Genomic DNA, 19,404 nt, shown 5'->3' with positions numbered 1-19,404 from the left:
TTGGAGACTTTACTGGTTGTATTACATGTATTTATTTTATTTTTACTTATCTTAGGGCTCTTTGTTATGCAGAAAAAACATGTTTCCTTCTCTAAACGTGTATTTACTGCGCTGGGGCTGGGGATTGTATTCGGATTTGCTCTTCAGCTGATTTACGGCCCGACTTCAAATATAGTCATTCAAACAGCCGACTGGTTTAATATTGCCGGGGGCGGATATGTCAAATTGCTTCAAATGGTTGTCATGCCGCTCGTCTTTATTTCGATTCTCGGCGCATTTACAAAGCTGAAGCTGACAAAAAATCTTGGGAAAATCAGCGGTTTGATTATCGGGATTTTAGTAGCAACAACAGCTGTTGCTGCAGCTGTCGGTATCGCGTCCGCACTTTCATTTGATCTGCAGGCGATTCAGGTTGACCAAGGAAGTACAGAGCTTTCACGGGGACAGGAGCTTCAGCAGAAATCAGAGGATATGACAGCGAAAACGCTGCCGCAGCAGATTGTTGAACTGCTGCCTGGAAACCCGTTTTTAGATTTCACGGGAGCTAGACCGACTTCAACGATCGCTGTCGTTATTTTTGCCGCTTTCCTTGGAGTGGCATTCCTCGGCGTAAAACACAAACAGCCGGAACAGGCAGAAACATTTAAAAAACTGGTTGATGCCGTTTATGCCATTGTTATGCGTGTTGTCACACTCATTTTGAGACTGACGCCTTATGGGGTGCTGGCCATCATGACAAAAACAATTGCAACGAGTGATCTTGACAGCATTCTAAAACTGGGCATGTTCGTGATTGCTTCATATGCCGCGTTAATCACTATGTTTATCATTCATTTGCTGCTGCTGACGTTCAGCGGCTTGAATCCGGTGATTTATTTGAAAAAAGCGGTGCCTGTACTTGTATTTGCATTTACGTCAAGGTCTAGCGCAGGTGCTTTACCGCTGAATATTAAAACACAGAGAAGCATGGGTGTACCGGAGGGAATCGCAAACTTTGCCGGTTCATTTGGTCTTTCGATCGGCCAAAATGGATGTGCCGGCATTTATCCTGCGATGCTGGCGATGATGATTGCTCCGACTGTCGGCCAAAATCCATTTGACCCGGTGTTTATTATCACTGTTATCGCAGTCGTTGCCATCAGCTCCTTCGGGGTTGCCGGAGTCGGCGGCGGAGCGACATTCGCGGCGCTTCTTGTTTTATCATCATTAAACATGCCTGTCGCGCTCGCCGGTTTGTTAATCTCAATTGAACCGTTAATCGACATGGGGCGTACTGCTTTGAATGTCAGCGGAAGCATGACATCCGGTCTTATTACAAGTAAGGTCACAAAAGAAATTGATCAAGGGGCATTTCATGATCAATCCAGAGTGATTGAAGCTGAAGAAGCGTAACATATGAAAACGTGTAATCCGACAGGGATTACACGTTAATAAGACCCATGAACCTTGTAATATAAAGGTTTCATGGGTTTCTTTTTCTCATTTTTGGGGAAGATCAGCCGGCATTGCTGATCAATGGATTGATTTAATTGAAATGAAAATTGCTTTTTTAACGAGTATTCATGGTATCTTGGAAGACGCCAACTAATCTGAGGCACACATAAAAGATTCCTGCTAGACGATGAGTATCCAAATCTAATTCAATCGTGCTTCATTGAATTAAAAAAGTTCATAATGAACCTCTTCGCATTATTTTTCTATTAACATTGAATACTTTCGATACACTTTATAGAAACTGGCCGCAAATAAAACAACCATAAGGGCGGGAAGCGACCTCAAAAGAGCAAATGGAGTTTCAAATAAAAATGCTTTCCAAAACCATTCACCTTTCATACTCCAAAGACCTTCAGTTAAATATAAACCTGAATCCTTATAGATCATATAAGAAAAAAACAAACACATGAAACCTAAACCAGAAGAATAATTCATCAATCTTTTATAATAATTACTCTTTGATTGGCGATCCGAGAAGATTTCATTTTGACCATCATCTTCTTTTTGCCAATATCGAATCCCACTAAGCCAAGGGCCATTTATATAATTCCAACCGAAGTCTTCATATATCGCTTTGTAATCTTTGAACTTTTTCTTTGGTAAAATATCTTGGTAATCCAGTCTGATCACATATCTCTTGTCGGTTTTTACGAAAGTGTATATTCCTAATCCACTAATATTTGTACAACGATAGCCTTTTTGTAATTGCTCGTTCAGCCATTGTTCCTCTTTTTCAATATCAAAAAACATCTTAAATTTCTTCATTCGATTCACTTCCTTCGTACAAGGATAAAATATGCAATAACCTATCTTGTTCCATTTTTAAAATGGCGCTTCCTTCTTCAGTTATCATGTAAACTTTTCTCCGGCCTGACTCTCCAACAGGTTCAATCCAACCATGCTTATTCAAGTTTTCAATTGCACCGTATAATGTACCCGCTGCTAAAATAACAGTACCGTTACTTATCTTTTCTATCTTCTGCATTACGGCATAGCCATGGAGCGGCTCACGCAGAGCTAATAAAATATAATGCATGGTTTCAGACAATGGTAATAATTTGTGTTTCATATCTGCACCCTCTATTCAGTTCGACTATATAGTTCAACTTAATAATAATGTAATACAGTTCAACTGAATAGTCAATAGCATTTTACAACGCTCGAGTAAATTCTTAATGTTGAGTGTTGAAGCAAGAAACAAAATGAAAAGTATTCTGCCTTTTTCAGCTTTAGATGAGTAATGAATCAATAAAGATTGCTTCGGATAGAGTGGCAGCACAAACAAAAAAATCCTTCAAACGTTCTCATTGAACGAAAGAAGGATTTTTTTAGCTCATCAATTGTACTCCAAATAGGCGGAAAAATATAGAAAACAAGAAGTTTAGAAAAAAACACCTTAAAGGCAATATCTATTTGAGCCCTTATGCAATCCGACAGGTTACACGTTTTTTTAACGGCCGGGTTCTAAGTCCTCCAGCATTTCCATCATCGTGTTGTCGTCCATGACATTCATTGCGCTTTGTTCAAAATGGATGGGTTCAGCATAATGCGGCTGTCTTTTTTTCGCGGCTGTCTCAGTTTGCCTAGTTTGAGACTGTGTATGCTGATGCTGTGGTTGCTGCTGTCCTGCGTGCTGGTGCTGACGGCCATTTTGCCGCTGGCTTTGATGCTGCGAACGGTCCTGGTTATCACCGCTGCCGCCGCCAAATGCTTGTTTGACTATGTTTCCTACATTAGAAGCATCAAACGTGTTATTTTCTGAATTTCGTCTGTTCATTTGTCCTGTGATAAACCCGCTGATTCTGTGGCGGATCTGAGGTGATAATGCAGCAATAAGCATAGTTGATCCTATGATCAATGCTGCGGGGCTGATTCCTCTTCGCTGGTTGAACAACATGATCCCTCCTTTGCAGTGTATTCATATTTTCCCCCTCATTAGACAAATTAACCGTTATATTTCCCGGGAAAGCATTTCCTCCAGATTTGCATGCATAATTAAAGCCAGTTAGAAAAACCTATACGTAAAGTGATAAAGGAGGAATTCACATGCTTGGAAAAAAACAAGTCCTTGCGTCTGTGCTTCTTATCCCTTTGCTTATGACTGGCTGCGGTGTGGCCGACCAAGGTGAGGGCAGACGTGATAATAATGATGTAAGAAATGTAAATTATCGAAATCCGGCCAATGACGATATGCGCAATGTAAACAACCGGGATAATGTTGACAACAATGTTACTGATAATGTCAATAACAATAACAATCGTGTAAATGACGATAATAACAACGACCGGAAACTCGAGGTTGCTGATGAAGCAGCTGATAAAGTAACAGACCTAAAAGAAGTAAAACATGCCGATGTCATTGTTGCTGGAAATCAAGCTTACGTTGCAGTCGTTTTAACTAATGGAAATAAAGGTGCAGTAGAAGACAATTTGAAGAAAAAAATAGCCAAAAAGGTAAGATCTACTGACAAAAACATTGATAATGTTTACGTTTCAGCTAACCCTGATTTTGTAGAGCGTATGCAAGGATATGGAAAGCGCATTCAAAATGGTGACCCAATCGCCGGATTATTTGATGAATTTACACAAACTGTACAGCGCGTATTCCCTAACGCTGAATAAATAAAAAAAGCCGCACAATTTGTGCGGCTTTTTCTTTGCGTTAATGACACACTGCGAACTCAGGCTGCATAGAGTAAAAATAAAAAGGTACAAGACGGACCGGCTCAGGGAGGGAGACGTTTGCGGGATGGCATAGGAAAGCGTGCGGCATCCGCTCTATTCCTGTGCGGAGTCCTTGTGATGCTGGCTGTAAGCTCAGCCATCGTATCAAGCGCGATGTATATCCTGTCTTTTCCAGGTCAGGCATCTGGAATAACAAAAGAACAAGTGACGAAGCACATGAAGAAAGAGTCATTCAAACAGGCCGATATTTATTACACTTCTAAGGAAAAGTCCTTACTGCCATTGACGAAAGAAACGCTTGAATATGCGGTCAGTATTAATCAGATTATGATTGGATATTCGAATCAAAAGCCTATTGACATTATTTTTTTTCCTAATGAAAAACAGATGGAGGCTTACTCCGGTTTATTGGATGTAGTCGGTTTTTATTCTGAGCGGGAGCAGTTGATTGGACTGTTGCCTGAAGAGAAAAAGAAACTGTTAGAAGGGGACGAGGTAGCGGTTTATTTGTACCAGAGATTGTTGATTCATGAATACTCGCACCATGCGTTTCATCAGAAATTGAAGGAGCTTGAGACGGATCCCGATGAGTTTCCGTTATGGTTTCATGAAGGGTTAAGCGAGTGGATTGCGAACTATGAATTGCTCATAGATCCGATCACGTTTTCTGTCGTGCCCTTTGACCGTTTGCAGACTGATCGAGACTGGCAGGAAGCCAGAGCCGAATATGACACTGATGTCTATTTGCAAAGCTTTTATATGATCGATGAGCTGACCGGCAAATATGGGAAAGACATTATTTCAGAAATGATTAAGGAAACAGCAAAAAAAGGGGACTTTGAAAAAGGGTTTAAATCAGCAACAAAGGAAAGTCTTGATCATTTTGAAAAGGATTTTAAGAAGAAATTTGAAAAAAACAGTGCGGCATTGGATAGTATCTATCCAATGCCTTTGTTATTAGTGAAGTCCTTGCTGACCCATTCCGCCTTGTGTCGGAGGCATTTGTCCTTGGGCAGGGGCGAATGAATTTCTCAGCTGTTCCATATCCTGCGCATCAAGCTGAGGAACCTGGTAATAGCCGTGTTTGTTTTGGTATAGGAAAATTTCAAATGCCATTTCAACATACTCCTGAATTTGCGCAGACAGTACGCGTCTTACGGCCGGATTTGTCATTTCCAGAGAAGCCATCGTCAGCATAGAAGCTTGTGCTTTAATCGCGCAAAGCATTTGTCGGCTGATGATGCTGTCATCAATATCATTCATGGATTGAACAGGTTTTTTAGGCTGTGACGGCTGCATGCCGTAAACAGTCTGGTTGTCTTCCTTCATCATATAAGTTGCTGTTTTTTGTGAAGGTTCGCTTCCTGTTTTGAAGCATTCTGCAGTTATATTGTATTGAGATGTGATGAATTGATGTTGACGATCAAGGATGTTTAATAATTCTTGATCCTTACAGAATTGTCTCAGCATCATAAACTGATCAAGCACAGTAAGTGTTCCGGAAAGCACCTCATGCATATCAAACATTTCATGTCCGCCATGGTTTTTATGCGGTTTGCCAGGAATACCTTTGTTCATTTGGGATTGCTGCTGCTGATTGAACTGATCCAAACCGAATTCCTCCTTTTTTTTCAGATCAGCTGTATTTTGTGTCAGTCTGCCGCTTATTATGCAGAAGCCTGAAAGGAATTATATGCTGTCTGTCGAAATGATAGACAGACAAAGTCATTGTCATTATGTGTATATTAAGGGAGGAAATATGATGAGGCGTATTCTGCATATTGTGTTGATCACAGCATTGATGTTCTTAAATGTAATGTACACGTGCGAAGCTGTAATAGCAGCTGAACCGCAGCAGCCTATATCAGTTGAGAAGGCAATACAGCAAAAAGAAGGACAGGCGCTTATCGAAGGATATGCAGTCGGCCAGGCTGTTTCCCCGCAGCATTATAAGCTGACAAGTCCTTTTTCAAATGATTATAATGTCGCGCTGGCAGACCGTAAAAACGAGACATCGCCTGATCACATCCTTCCTGTGCAAATCCCCTCCGCCTTCAGAAGCCAATTTGGGCTGCAAACCAATCCGCTTCTTCTTGGGAAAAAGATAACGGTTCAAGGAAAGCTTGAAAATTACTTTAACACGACAGGACTTAAAAACGTTCAGTCGATGAACGTAACCGATGACACGAAAACTCCGCCGGCTGAACAGCCAGTGACCATAAATGAAGCCCGGGGAAGGCTGAATGAAGAAGTAACGATAAAAGGGATCATTACAGCTGATCAAAACGCAATCGGAGGCGGGAAGCTGTCGACCTTTTTGCAAGATGAAACCGGAGGCATTAACATTTATTCGCCATCCCCTGAACAATTTCCCGAATTAAAAGAGGGTATGGATGTCACGGTGACAGGGAAAATCGCGTCTTACCAGGGGCTGAAAGAAATCGTTCCAAGCTCATCAGGCATCAAAATCAACCAGTCAAACCAATCCCTCCCCGCCCCCAAACACTTAACAATCAATGAACTTATTAACGGCAGCCTAGGTGATCAGTATGAAGGACGCCTTGTAAAACTAACCGCTTTTGTTTCCTCAATTCCAAGTTCTCCTGCCGGCGGCGGTTACAATGTAACAATGATTGATGACGACCATCATGCAATGACGCTCCGGGTTATGAATGAAACAGGGGTGATAAACGAGCTTGATGAGGGCAAATGGTATGACTTTACCGGTGTGTTAAGCAGATACCAAACCTTTCAGCTGCTTCCGCGAAAATCGGCTGACCTGAAGCTGCTTGAAGAGCAGCCTGCACCTCCGTCTGCGGAGGGAGAATATGAAGGGATTGTTGACCGGGTCGTTGACGGCGATACCATTCATCTCAAATCTCCGGTGCTTGGCACGACAAAAATCCGGTTTGTAAATGTAGATACACCCGAAACATATCACACACCAAAAAATGACGCAGATGAAAATCAATTAAGATTTGGCAAAAAAGCATCTGACTATCTAAAAACGGTTCTGTCCCCAGGTGATAAAATTACTGTCAAGGTCGGAAGTGAAGCCAAGGACAGCTATGGCAGACTTCTCGGACAAGTCATAACCGAATCAGGATCAAACGTGAACTTAGAGCTTGTGAAAAATGGATATGCTCCGACGTATTTTATTTGGCCGGTTGACAATGAAGAGGATTACCAGCAGTTTCAGGCCGCAGTAGCCACTGCAAAAAAAGACCAAAAAGGAATCTGGAATGAAAACGATCCGCTCATGGAAATGCCGTTTGAATTCAGAGCCAGAGAGCAAAGGAAAGGCTTGACAAGATATGTAGGGGATTCGTCGAATAAAACATATGTGCAGCCAGCTGACTGGAAGAAGGTAGCTGTGGAAAACAGAATTTTCTTCGCTTCAGCAAGTGAAGCGGAGAGCGCGGGATATAAAAAAAGGCAAACGGCACCTCAAGAACATGTGCCGCTTAGAATTCTCAGCATGAATGATTTGCATGGCAAAATTGATCAGCAATATGAGCTTGATCTTGATGGAAATGGAACTGTAGACGGCACGTTTGGACGCATGGATTATGCCGCCGCATATTTAAAAGAAAAAAAGGCTGAAAAGAAAAACTCGCTGATTGTGCACGCAGGAGATATGATCGGCGGAAGCTCTCCAGTTTCCTCTCTTCTTCAGGATGAACCGACTGTAGAACTGATGGAGGACATCGGATTTGATGTCGGAACCGTGGGAAACCACGAATTTGATGAAGGCACGGATGAACTGCTGAGGATCTTAAATGGCGGTGATCATCCGAAAGGCACAAGCGGTTATGATGGACAGAACTTTCCCCTTGTATGTGCCAATTGTAAAATGAAATCAACTGGAGAGCCCTTTTTGCCGGCTTATGACATCATAAATGTGGAGGGCGTACCCGTTGCTTTTATCGGAGTTGTCACACAGTCGGCAGCTGGCATGGTTATGCCTGAAGGAATAAAAAATATCAAGTTTACAGATGAAGCAACAGCGGTGAATAAGGCGGCCAAAGAGCTGAAGAAAAAAGGCGTGAAGGCCATCGCGGTTCTCGCACATATGTCAGCTGAACAAAACGGCAACGCCATTACCGGTGAGTCCGCTGATCTTGCAAACAAAACAGATTCTGAAATTGACGTGATTTTTGCCGCGCATAATCATCAGGTTGTTAACGGTGAAGTGAATGGAAAACTGATTGTTCAAGCGTTTGAATATGGAAAAGCGATAGGTGTCGTTGATGTAGAGATCGATAAAACGACAAAAGACATTGTCAAAAAGTCCGCGGAAATCGTATATGTTGATCAAAGTAAAATCGAACCGGATGTCAGCGCGTCAGACATTTTAAAGAAATACGAAACAATTGCGGAACCGATTATCAGCGAGGTAGTCGGCGAAGCCGCTGTTGATATGGAAGGGGGGTATTCAAATGACGGCGATACACCTCTTGGAAACCTGATTGCGGATGGTATGAGAACTGCCATGAAAACGGATTTTGCCCTTATGAATGGCGGCGGCATACGTGAAGCGCTGAAGAAGGGCCCAATTACGTGGGGAGATCTTTACAATATTCAGCCATTTGGAAATGTGTTAACGAAGCTTGAGATTAAAGGAAAAGATTTAAGAGAGATTATCAATGCTCAAATCTCGCCGGTTTTTGGGCCTGACTACAGCATCAGCGGGTTTACGTATACGTGGGATAAAGAAACCGGAAAAGCAGTTGATTTAAAAATGGCAGATGGCACCGAGATCCAGCCCGATGCCACATATACATTGACTGTCAACAACTTTATGGCGACGGCGACAGGGACCAAATATCAGCCAATCGGACTGCTGGGAAAAAATCCGGTGACAGGGCCTGAGGATTTGGAAGCGACAGTTGAGTACGTGAAAAGTTTTGATGAGCCAATTGCGTATACAAAAGAGGGAAGAATTAAGCTTGCTGAAGCCAGTGATATTGAAGACCCTGTAACAGAAGACCCTGGAGATGATCCGGTGACGGAGGATCCGATTAAAGAGGATCCAAGGCCAGGTGAAGATTTGCCTGATATAAAAGAAACTCCGGGAACAGCACCGGTTCATCAGCTGCCGCCTTCAGCCATTTCGAGATTCAATGAAATACCAATCAACAACACAAAAAACGCTGATACTGCTAATAGCATCAGCACATTGCCGTTACGAAACGAGGGCGGGGAAAGCGGGTCTGAGCATCCGCTTCCAGATACATCAGCAAACTACTATAACTTTATCGTAATCGGTGCGGCGGTGACATTGTCAGGAACTTATCTATATGTCAGAAGAAAAAGGAGCGCCTCCAGAACGTGAAAAAAGTTATTCCACTATTCATCATTGCTGCCGGCCTATTGATCGCAGGCTATGGAGGCTTTAAATTGATCGATACGAATATGAAAACAGAACAGACATTAAAAGAAGCAAAACTGGCGGCTGAAAAGCCGCAGGAACTTTTGGGGACGAAAAATAGCACAGATCAAGCAAAGAACAAAGCATCATTTAAGCCTGAGACCGGCCAAGCGAGCGGCATTTTGGAAATACCGAAAATCAATGCAGAGCTTCCGATCGTGGAGGGCACTGATGCTGATGATTTAGAAAAAGGTGTCGGGCATTACAAGGACAGCTATTATCCTGATGAAAACGGACAAATTGTGCTGTCGGGGCATCGGGATACCGTGTTTCGCCGGACGGGAGAGCTGGAAAAGGGGGATCGGCTCCGCATTCTCCTGTCATATGGAGAATTCACATATGAAATTGTAAAAACAAAAATTGTCGATAAGGATGACACATCTATTATCACGCTCCAGCATGAAAAGGAAGAGCTGATTCTGACGACCTGTTATCCGTTTTCATACGTCGGAAATGCCCCGAAGCGCTATATTATATATGGAAAACGAGTGACTTAAAAAGCCGAGGCAGTGCCTGCGGCTTTTCTTCATGAAAAATATGTGCGACAAAGGTTTTTCATATCAGCAGGGAAAGGGGCTTCAGCAACTATGAGCTCGTCTGTTATCGGGTGAACCGCTTGTACTTTATTGGCGTGCAGTGCCTGCCTGTTTAGCAGCTTGCTCCCGCCTCCGTAAAGCGAGTCTCCTGTCAACGGATGGCCGAGGCTCGCCAGATGAACACGGATTTGGTGTGTTCTGCCTGTTTCCAGCTCTAATTCAACGAGCGACAGCCGTTCTTTCGCATTGCTGGCCATTACCTTGAAATGAGTGACGGCTGTTTGCCCGCCTGGTGAAACCCGGCGTCTTGTCGGGTGTGATCGGTCTCTGCCGATTGGTGAATTAATTGTCCCTTTTTTCGTCCGTAGCTTACCTTCAGCGATGGCGGTATACGTACGCTTCAGCGTCTTTTTCTCTAACTGCTGGTCTAAGATGGCGTGTGCCAAACGATGCTTGGCAAAAACGATAGCGCCAGATGTATCCTGATCAAGACGATGGACGTGGCGCACCTTACATGTTTCGCCATTTATCTGATAATGATAAGCGATCAAATTAGCCAGTGTGCCGGTTTGCCCATCCTCATTCGGATGCGTCGCGATGCCAGCGGGTTTATTGACGATGAGCATATGATTGTCCTCATATAAAATATCAAGCTCGCCATACTCCGGAATGACCGAAGATGCTTCACTTTCCTGAAGATCAATGAACACACGGTCTCCCTTTTTTACAATCATATTGTTTAAGACGGATTCGTGATTGACCTTTATCTGTTGATGGGACATCCAGTCTTGTATCACTGGTTTAGAAGCTTTGAGCGCTGTTTTGAGTACGGAAAACAGCCATTGGCCGTCCTGTTTTTCATTGATGAGGATCTCAAGCCCTCTGCCTTTTTGGTTCATGTTAAATGGCTCCTTTTCGAAGCGGAAGGCTGCTGTTTCTCATAGGAAACACTTACCTTAGCTTTCGCGTTTTTTTCTGTGCTATTCTTGAGTAAGACTTAGGATATTCGATGGCAAGAAAGGTGATTGACGTGAGAATTGTGAACGCAGCAACTGCAGAACAGGAGAGCTTTATCAAGGAGCTGTCTATGGAGCTGATCCATGATGTATTTCCTCTTTATTTCTCCGAACTGGACATTCAGCGCTTTAAAAAGAAAGGCGTTCTGTCTTTAAATAACCATTATTACCAAGGAACATTAAAAGAAGCATTTCAAATTATGGCTTGTCTGCAAATGATACATATTATCCTGACCAAGCCTTCGCCGCACTCTGATTTGAGTGATCAGGCGATTTTTGAAAAAAACAGCAAGATGCTGAATGATTTTGGGATTTATTTTCCGTTTGCTTTTTCTGACTTTCAAAAGAAGACTAACAAAGCCTTTTTCGGTCAAAGAAGGCTGATATAATCATGTGGCAAGAGCTTTTCTATTTTTAGAAAAGCTCTTTTTGTATCAGAGAAATCATATCATAAAACCTTTCCTCTAACTCCCTTTTTAAACGGCTCGTGTCTGAACATACTAATGATTGAAAGGGGTGCTGACAATGAGTTCAGTTAAAGATACAATGACAACGCAGGTGGCAACCGTTTCTCCGAATCAAACGATTCAGGAAGCGGCTTCTCTAATGAAACAGCATAACGTCGGGGCGATCCCCGTTGTAGAGCAAGGTGTTTTAAAAGGAATGCTGACTGACCGTGACATTGCATTAAGAACTACAGCTCAGGGCCGTGATGGCCAGACACCCGTTTCAGAAGTGATGTCAACAGAACTCGTATCAGGAAACCCTAATATGAGTCTGGAAGACGCGTCGCAGCTGATGGCCCAGCACCAAATCCGCCGCCTTCCTATTGTAGATCAAAACAATCTAGTCGGGATCGTTGCGCTTGGAGACCTGGCAGTCAATCAGATGTCGAACGAGTCTGCGGGATCAGCGCTGACAAACATTTCTCACCAAAACATTCATTAATAAGAAAGAGCTTGCAGTGTGCAGGCTCTTTCTTCACATAAAACCTTACTTTTTGAAAGCAGACTTGTTTCGGGGTATAGTTGAGTGTATACATATGTCTCAATTCGGACTAAAGGAGTTGTACCCAGTGATTAAAGCGTTAATTTTTGATTTTGACGGGCTTATTCTAGATACAGAAACACACGAATATGAGGTTCTTCAGGAAATATTTGAAGAGCACGGCTCAGTGCTGCCGCTATCTGTCTGGGGGAAGGTCATCGGAACTGCTGCGGGTTTCCGGCCATTTGACTATTTAGAAGAGCAGATCGGGAAAAAGCTGAACCATGAAGAGCTCACACAATTGAGAAGAGAGCGGTTCGCCAAACGCATGGAAACAGAAAAAGCGAGACCTGGTGTCGAAGCGTATTTGAATGCGGCAAAGGATTTAGGCTTAAAAATAGGCCTTGCCTCCAGCTCTGATTATAAATGGGTTTCCGGCCATTTGAAGCAAATCGGCCTGTTTGATGATTTTGAAGTTATTCAAACGGCTGATGATGTGGAAGAGGTGAAGCCGAATCCTGAACTCTATTTATTGGCGGCAAAGAACCTCGGGGTATCGCCAGCGGAATGTCTCGCGTTTGAGGATTCTGTCAATGGTTCGATTGCTGCGAAACGTGCAGGCATGAAGTGTGTCATTGTCCCGAATAAAGTAACGGGTACCTTGATGTTTGAAGACTATGATCACAGGCTTGAATCAATGGCGGAGATGGAGCTCGCCCTATTGCTTGATCATCTGAACTCACAAAACTAGAAAGGAGCGAGTAGGTTGTCTGAGAAATTAGATTTGACCCGGTTTGAAAAGAAAATGGTGATCCGCAATATCGAAGAGAAAGACATCGACAAGATTATCGATCTTCAAAAGGACTGCTTTCCAGGAATGGAGCCTTGGAAGCGGGAGCATTTAATCAGCCATTTGGAGCATTTTCCAGAAGGGCAGTTTTGTGCAGAATTCGAAGGTGAAATTATCGGTTCGTGCTCAAGTCTCCTGATTAACTTTGATGAATATGATGACCGTCATACATGGCAGGACATTACAGATGACGGTTATATCACCAACCATAATCCTGACGGCTTGAATATGTATGGAATTGAAGTCATGGTGGACCCGAAGTACAGACGAATGAAGATTGGCCACCGTTTGTACGAGGCGAGAAAGGACTTAGCCAGACGCTTAAACCTGAAAAGCATCATCATAGGCGGACGGATTCCAAACTATCACAAATATGCAGAGGAAATGACAGCGAGAGAGTATGTTGAACAGGTGACACGCCACCAAATTTACGATCCGGTTCTTTCTTTTCAGCTGATGAACGGCTTTACCCTTATGCGAATTAACCCGAACTATCTCCCGGATGATACAGCTTCGATCAAGTATGCGACGCTGATGGAATGGAATAATGTGGATTATCTACCGCAGCAGACAAAACGCTATTATAAATCGGCGTTCCCTGTTAGAATTTGTGTGATCCAATACGAAATGAAGAAAATTTATTCCTTTGAGGAATTTGCGAATCAAGTAGAATACTATGTCGATGTTGCTTCCGATGCAAGATCTGATTTTGCGGTGTTCCCGGAAATTTTCACAACCCAGCTGATGTCCTTCCTTGAGGAACGGTCACCGAGCTTGGCGGTGCAGAGAATTACCGAGTATACAGAAGATTACATCAGCCTGTTTACTGACTTGGCTGTGAAGTATAACGTCAACATTATCGGCGGATCTCATTTCGTCGAAGAGGAAGGCAAGATCTATAATATCGCTTACCTGTTCAGACGGGACGGAACGATCGAGAAGCAATACAAACTCCATATTACGCCGAATGAACGCAAATGGTGGGGGATCAGCGCAGGAGACCAAGTTCGCGTGTTTGATACGGACTGCGGGAAAATCGCGATCCAGATCTGTTATGACATTGAATTTCCTGAGCTTGCCCGGATTGCGGCTGATAAAGGAGCCAAAATCATCTTTACGCCATTTTGTACAGAAGATCGTCAAGGCTATCTGCGTGTCAGATACTGTTCGCAGGCTAGAGCGGTTGAAAATCAAATTTATACGGTTATCTCTGGAACGGTCGGAAACCTTCCGCAAACGGAAAACATGGATATCCAATACGCCCAGTCAGGCATCTTTGCCCCGTCTGATTTTGAATTCGCTCGTGACGGCATTGTCGGCGAAACAAACCCGAATATTGAAATGGTCGTCATTGGCGATGTTGACCTGGAAATTCTCAGAAGACAGCGCCAAAACGGTACAGTGCGCCAGCTAAAAGACAGACGGCGTGATATTTATCATATTCAATATAAAAAATAATTCCCAAAAAACCCGCCTGAATTGGCGGGTTTTTTAAAACAAAAGCGTAATTGTTTAGGTGCTATCTTTAAAATAAAAGTAGGTAGTGGAGGTGCCTTATGGAGTTTCTGTATTTTCGCCATTTCCTATATCATACAGAAAACGGCTAGGCTTCACATTGCTATTGCAATGGCTGTCCAAGTTGTTTCGAGTGCGACCTTTATCAGTACGATGCTGAGCATTGCCACTTTGCCTGTTTTGCTTTGGAAGCTGCATCCTCTTTCTTCTTGAGAAAGGGGATGTTTTATTATTTACGCGGTTTATTGACTCTGACCCGGTCTGGCTTTATATTGAAGGCAGGGAAATCATCACCAAGACATCACATAAAGAGAAGGTCTGTTTCAATTGAATTGGCATTATAGGGAACGCTAATGAAATGGAGATGATGGGGATGGAAAACATTCAGCAAAATCAGGGATTAAAGCAAAAAGATGAGCAATTTGTGTGGCATGCCATGAAGGGAGCGCATCAAGCGGACAGCCTGATAGCCCAGAAGGCCGAGGGGGCCTGGGTAACCGACATAGACGGACGCCGCTATTTGGATGCGATGTCCGGTTTGTGGTGCGTCAACATTGGTTACGGCAGAAAGGAGCTTGCGGAGGCTGCCTATGAGCAACTAAAGGAGCTGCCTTACTACCCGTTAACGCAAAGTCACGCACCCGCAATTCAACTGGCGGAAAAGCTGAATGAATGGCTTGGCGGCGATTATGTTATCTTTTTTTCCAACAGCGGATCGGAAGCAAACGAAACTGCTTTTAAAATTGCCCGCCAGTACCATCTGCAAAACGGCGACCACAGCCGTTATAAATTCATCTCAAGATATCGGGCATACCACGGCAATACATTGGGAGCGCTCTCAGCTACCGGACAGGCGCAGCGGAAATATAAATACGAGCCTTTGAGCCAAGGGTTCCTGCATGCAGCTCCGCCAGATATATACCGGAATCCTGATGATGCAGACACGCTTGAAAGCGCAAATGAAATCGACCGCATCATGACATGGGAATTAAGCGAAACGATTGCCGGGGTCATTATGGAGCCCATCATTACAGGCGGAGGCATCCTAATGCCGCCGGACGGATATATGAAGAAGGTGGAGGACATTTGCCGGCGCCACGGAGCCCTTTTGATTTGCGATGAAGTGATCTGCGGGTTTGGACGGACAGGCGAGCCGTTCGGGTTTATGCACTACGGTGTGAAGCCTGATATCATTACGATGGCAAAGGGAATCACAAGCGCGTATCTGCCATTGTCAGCGACTGCTGTGAAACGGGACATTTTCGAAGCGTATCAGGGGGAAGCTCCTTATGACCGTTTCCGCCACGTAAACACGTTCGGCGGAAGCCCGGCTGCCTGTGCTTTGGCGTTGAAAAACCTGCAAATTATGGAGGACGAACAGTTGATTCAGCGATCCCGCGATCTTGGAGCAAAGCTTTTAGGTGAGCTTCAAGCTCTGAGAGAACACCCGGCAGTCGGGGATGTTAGAGGAAAAGGGCTGCTGATCGGAATCGAACTCGTCAAAGACAAATTGACTAAAGAGCCGGCTGATGCCGCCAAAGTAAACCAAGTGGTTGCGGCGTGCAAAGAAAAAGGGCTGATCATCGGCAAAAACGGCGATACAGTCGCCGGCTACAACAACGTCATCCAGCTTGCGCCGCCATTTTGCCTGACAGAAGAGGACCTTTCCTTTATCGTGAAAACGGTGAAAGAAAGCTTTCAAACGATATAATATAAAAGTGAATTATTAAAGGAGCACATGATGAGTTTTCACAACCAGCCGATCTTACCGGCTATTCGCAATATGAAGCAATTTGATGAGTTTTTGAACAGTTCGTTCTCTTACGGTGTTATTCTTGATATTCATCTCGGCCAGCTGAAGGGCGTGATCAAAGAAGCGCAAAAGCACGGAAAGAACATGATGGTGCACGTCGATCTCATTCAAGGGATTAAGCATGACGAATACGGTGCGGAATTTATATGCCAGGATATCAAGCCCGCTGGGATTATTTCCACAAGATCGAACGTGATTGCCAAAGCGAAGCAGAAGAAAATTTATGCCATTCAGCGCCTGTTTTTGCTTGATACAAGCGCGATGGAGAAAAGCATGGAGTTTATCGGCAAGCATAAGCCTGACTTCATCGAAGTGCTTCCCGGCATCGTTCCGTCACTCATTCAGGAAATAAAAGAGAAAACAGGGATTCCCATCTTTGCCGGGGGTTTCATCCGTACGGAAGAGGATGTAGAGCAGGCATTGAAAGCGGGGGCTGTAGCTGTCACAACGTCTAATACTAAATTGTGGAAAAAATATGAAAACTTTTTGACAGAAAGTGATTGACACCGCTTTCATGCACTGATACAATTGCACTAGGTTAATACATTGTGATGGAGAACTCGGAGACCACAGCAGCTCTTTACGGCAAATGTTTATGCACCCGTAAAGCGGTTTGTTGTGGTTTTTTTATTCTCTTTTTCTCTATCATGCTTTTTAATCGTGACTTTAGGAGGAATGTGCTATGACAGCATTTTGGGGAGAAGTCATCGGTACGATGCTGCTTATCATTTTTGGTGCAGGTGTTTGTGCAGGTGTCAATTTAAAGAAATCGCTTTCATTCCAGTCTGGCTGGATTGTTGTTGTATTTGGATGGGGATTGGGTGTTGCCATGGCGGCATACGCGGTTGGCGGCATCAGCGGTGCCCATTTGAATCCGGCGCTAACGATAGCGCTTGCATTTGTAGGAGATTTTCCTTGGAAAGAGGTTCCGGTTTATATTGCGGCGCAAATGATCGGAGCGATCATCGGTGCGGTGATTATTTACCTGCATTACCTCCCGCACTGGAAGTCAACGGATGATCCCGCTGCCAAGCTGGGTGTTTTCTCAACAGGGCCCAGCATTCCGCATACATTTGCAAACGTTTTAAGCGAAGTGATTGGGACATTTGTCCTTGTACTTGGAATCTTGGCCATTGGGGCAAATCAATTTACAGAAGGACTTAATCCTTTAATCGTCGGTTTCCTCATTGTAGCAATCGGTATTTCTCTGGGAGGCACCACCGGCTATGCTATCAATCCTGCACGTGACTTAGGTCCGCGGATAGCCCACGCTTTTCTTCCGATTCCGGGGAAGGGCTCATCAAACTGGAAATACGCATGGGTTCCGGTAGTCGGCCCGATTTTAGGCGGATCATTCGGCGGCGTATTTTACAACGCTGCATTTAAAGGGCACATCACAAGCAGCTTCTGGATTGTAAGCGTTATATTGGTTGTGGTATTGTTAGGACTCTATGTTTATACGAAATCACATTCTGCTAAAACATTATCAAATTCTAAATATATTTAATCAAAGGGGAGACATCTTATGGAAACGTACATTTTATCCTTAGATCAGGGGACGACAAGTTCAAGAGCGATTCTGTTTAATAAAGAAGGCAAAATTGTCCACTCTGCTCAAAAGGAATTTACACAATACTTCCCGAATCCTGGCTGGGTTGAGCATAATGCCAATGAAATTTGGGGCTCTGTCCTCGCGGTTATCGCCTCAGTCATCTCTGAATCAGGAATCAGCGCTTCTCAAATTGCCGGCATCGGCATCACGAACCAGCGCGAGACGACGGTTGTGTGGGATAAAGATACAGGAAGTCCTGTCTATAATGCAATCGTTTGGCAGTCCAGACAGACGTCCGGCATTTGTGAGGAACTTCGTGAAAAAGGATATAATGATAAATTCAGAGAAAAAACTGGGCTTTTAATCGATCCATACTTCTCCGGCACGAAGGTGAAGTGGATTTTAGACAATGTGGAAGGCGCAAGAGAAAAAGCGGAAAAAGGCGAGCTGCTGTTTGGAACGATTGATACGTGGCTCATTTGGAAAATGTCAGGCGGAAAAGCGCATGTGACCGATTACTCCAATGCCTCAAGAACACTGATGTTTAATATTTACGATTTAAAATGGGACGATGAACTGCTCGACATTCTAGGCGTACCGAAATCCATGCTCCCTGAAGTGAAGCCGTCCTCTCATGTGTATGCGGAGACTGTTGATTATCACTTCTTCGGAAAAAATATCCCGATTGCTGGAGCGGCAGGCGACCAGCAGTCCGCATTGTTCGGCCAGGCATGCTTTGAAGAAGGCATGGGGAAAAACACTTACGGCACAGGATGTTTCATGCTGATGAATACCGGGGAAAAAGCAATTAAGTCCGAACATGGGCTTTTGACAACAATCGCTTGGGGCATTGACGGAAAAGTGAACTATGCGTTAGAAGGAAGCATTTTTGTCGCAGGCTCTGCCATCCAGTGGCTTAGAGACGGTTTGAGAATGTTCCAGGATTCATCGCTAAGCGAATCTTATGCAGAAAAAGTGGATTCAACTGACGGCGTGTATGTTGTTCCAGCATTTGTCGGACTGGGTACGCCTTACTGGGACAGCGATGTGCGCGGTTCGGTTTTCGGCCTGACAAGAGGGACAACAAAAGAGCACTTTATCCGTGCGACACTGGAGTCATTGGCTTATCAGACAAAAGATGTGCTTGACGCAATGGAAGCAGATTCAAACATTTCATTAAAGACGCTTCGTGTAGACGGAGGAGCTGTAAAAAACAATTTCCTAATGCAGTTCCAAGGAGACCTGTTGAATGTTCCTGTGGAGCGCCCGGAAATTAATGAAACGACTGCACTTGGCGCGGCTTATTTGGCAGGTATCGCTGTGGGATTCTGGAAGGACCGTTCTGAAATCGCGAACCAGTGGAATCTGGATAAACGGTTTGAACCTGAATTAGAAGAAGAAAAACGAAATGAGCTGTATAAAGGCTGGCAAAAAGCCGTAAAAGCAGCTATGGCTTTTAAATAAAGTAATACTATGGTATAATGGTTACAAGTTAATAAGAACGGTCCTGAGATGAGGAGAGACC

Annotated in this window: 18 protein-coding genes and 2 pseudogenes; 15 read left to right on the top strand and 5 right to left on the bottom strand. The window is 44.0% G+C overall.

Annotated elements, in window-relative coordinates; translation table 11 throughout:
- A complete protein-coding gene (tcyP, locus tag M1D94_RS16320) occupies window positions 1-1,392 on the top strand; it encodes an L-cystine transporter TcyP (RefSeq protein ID WP_003244685.1) in 1,392 nt (463 codons plus the stop codon).
- A gap of 91 nt (window positions 1,393-1,483) precedes the next feature.
- Window positions 1,484-1,585 (top strand): annotated as a pseudogene (locus M1D94_RS16315) (hypothetical protein); the annotation flags it as partial.
- A 104-nt stretch (window positions 1,586-1,689) separates the two neighbouring features.
- Here M1D94_RS16315 and M1D94_RS16310 read toward each other — a convergent pair.
- The 3 genes from M1D94_RS16310 to M1D94_RS16300 form a co-directional block, all read right to left on the bottom strand.
- Window positions 1,690-2,259 (bottom strand): DUF2812 domain-containing protein, encoded by a 570-nt coding sequence (locus M1D94_RS16310; protein ID WP_041851042.1) that lies wholly within the window; start codon window positions 2,257-2,259, stop codon window positions 1,690-1,692.
- Window positions 2,246-2,563 carry a PadR family transcriptional regulator gene (locus M1D94_RS16305; RefSeq protein ID WP_021479686.1) on the bottom strand — a complete coding sequence of 106 codons (318 nt, stop codon included), beginning with the start codon at window positions 2,561-2,563 and terminating at the stop codon, window positions 2,246-2,248. The genes M1D94_RS16310 and M1D94_RS16305 overlap by 14 nt, the downstream gene beginning before the upstream one ends.
- A 381-nt stretch (window positions 2,564-2,944) precedes the next feature.
- Window positions 2,945-3,391 (bottom strand): hypothetical protein, encoded by a 447-nt coding sequence (locus M1D94_RS16300; protein ID WP_038829229.1) that lies wholly within the window; start codon window positions 3,389-3,391, stop codon window positions 2,945-2,947.
- Window positions 3,392-3,540: 149 nt separating this feature from the next.
- Here M1D94_RS16300 and M1D94_RS16295 point away from each other — a divergent pair, with 149 nt between their 5' ends.
- Together M1D94_RS16295 and M1D94_RS16290 are read left to right on the top strand one after the other, a co-directional pair.
- Window positions 3,541-4,116, top strand: a complete 576-nt coding sequence (locus M1D94_RS16295) for a YhcN/YlaJ family sporulation lipoprotein (RefSeq protein ID WP_038829230.1) — start codon at window positions 3,541-3,543, stop codon at window positions 4,114-4,116.
- Window positions 4,117-4,236: 120 nt separating this feature from the next.
- Entirely contained in the window at window positions 4,237-5,205 is a 969-nt protein-coding gene (locus tag M1D94_RS16290; RefSeq protein WP_041851041.1) for a hypothetical protein, read from the top strand.
- Here M1D94_RS16290 and M1D94_RS16285 read toward each other — a convergent pair.
- On the bottom strand, window positions 5,137-5,790 hold the full coding sequence (locus M1D94_RS16285) for a spore coat protein (RefSeq protein WP_009966881.1): 654 nt from the start codon (window positions 5,788-5,790) through the stop codon (window positions 5,137-5,139). The two genes, M1D94_RS16290 and M1D94_RS16285, sit on opposite strands and share 69 nt — an antisense overlap.
- 82 nt (window positions 5,791-5,872) lie before the next feature.
- Here M1D94_RS16285 and yhcR point away from each other — a divergent pair, with 82 nt between their 5' ends.
- Complete coding sequence (yhcR, locus tag M1D94_RS16280) at window positions 5,873-9,514, top strand: endonuclease YhcR (protein WP_103803792.1); 3,642 nt, start codon at window positions 5,873-5,875, stop codon at window positions 9,512-9,514.
- Entirely contained in the window at window positions 9,511-10,107 is a 597-nt protein-coding gene (gene srtA / locus M1D94_RS16275) for a sortase SrtA (protein ID WP_003233407.1), read from the top strand. The genes yhcR and srtA overlap by 4 nt, the downstream gene beginning before the upstream one ends.
- Before the next feature lie 29 nt (window positions 10,108-10,136).
- On the opposite strand, the gene M1D94_RS16270 is transcribed toward srtA, so the two are convergent.
- Window positions 10,137-11,045, bottom strand: coding sequence for an RluA family pseudouridine synthase (locus M1D94_RS16270; protein ID WP_003233404.1), 909 nt, complete (start codon window positions 11,043-11,045; stop codon window positions 10,137-10,139).
- A gap of 110 nt (window positions 11,046-11,155) precedes the next feature.
- Between M1D94_RS16270 and M1D94_RS16265 the strand changes: the two genes are divergently transcribed.
- The 9 genes and pseudogenes from M1D94_RS16265 to glpK all read left to right on the top strand — a co-directional run bounded on the left by M1D94_RS16265 (window position 11,156) and on the right by glpK (window position 19,343).
- The gene (locus tag M1D94_RS16265) at window positions 11,156-11,551 is read left to right on the top strand and encodes a YhcU family protein (protein ID WP_003233401.1); all 396 of its coding nucleotides are present in this window, start codon (window positions 11,156-11,158) and stop codon (window positions 11,549-11,551) included.
- A gap of 136 nt (window positions 11,552-11,687) precedes the next feature.
- Window positions 11,688-12,110: a CBS domain-containing protein gene (locus tag M1D94_RS16260; protein ID WP_003245462.1), complete on the top strand. Its 423-nt coding sequence runs from the start codon at window positions 11,688-11,690 to the stop codon at window positions 12,108-12,110.
- Between the two features lie 127 nt (window positions 12,111-12,237).
- Window positions 12,238-12,900 (top strand): HAD family hydrolase, encoded by a 663-nt coding sequence (locus M1D94_RS16255; protein WP_003233396.1) that lies wholly within the window; start codon window positions 12,238-12,240, stop codon window positions 12,898-12,900.
- A gap of 15 nt (window positions 12,901-12,915) precedes the next feature.
- Entirely contained in the window at window positions 12,916-14,457 is a 1,542-nt protein-coding gene (locus tag M1D94_RS16250) for a bifunctional GNAT family N-acetyltransferase/carbon-nitrogen hydrolase family protein (protein WP_032725279.1), read from the top strand.
- Between the two features lie 168 nt (window positions 14,458-14,625).
- Window positions 14,626-14,727: pseudogene (locus tag M1D94_RS16245) on the top strand (AEC family transporter); the annotation flags it as partial.
- 145 nt (window positions 14,728-14,872) lie between these two features.
- Entirely contained in the window at window positions 14,873-16,225 is a 1,353-nt protein-coding gene (locus tag M1D94_RS16240) for an aspartate aminotransferase family protein (RefSeq protein WP_003233390.1), read from the top strand.
- A 27-nt stretch (window positions 16,226-16,252) separates the two neighbouring features.
- Window positions 16,253-16,831: a glycerol uptake operon antiterminator GlpP gene (gene glpP / locus M1D94_RS16235; RefSeq protein WP_003233388.1), complete on the top strand. Its 579-nt coding sequence runs from the start codon at window positions 16,253-16,255 to the stop codon at window positions 16,829-16,831.
- A gap of 178 nt (window positions 16,832-17,009) precedes the next feature.
- Complete coding sequence (gene glpF / locus M1D94_RS16230) at window positions 17,010-17,834, top strand: glycerol uptake facilitator protein GlpF (RefSeq protein WP_003233386.1); 825 nt, start codon at window positions 17,010-17,012, stop codon at window positions 17,832-17,834.
- 18 nt (window positions 17,835-17,852) lie between these two features.
- On the top strand, window positions 17,853-19,343 hold the full coding sequence (gene glpK / locus M1D94_RS16225; RefSeq protein WP_038829241.1) for a glycerol kinase GlpK: 1,491 nt from the start codon (window positions 17,853-17,855) through the stop codon (window positions 19,341-19,343).
- Window positions 19,344-19,404 lie beyond the last annotated feature (61 nt).

It is taken from the genome of Bacillus sp. JZ109, assembly GCF_053903135.1.
This window is presented reverse-complemented; position numbering and strand designations above follow the sequence as displayed.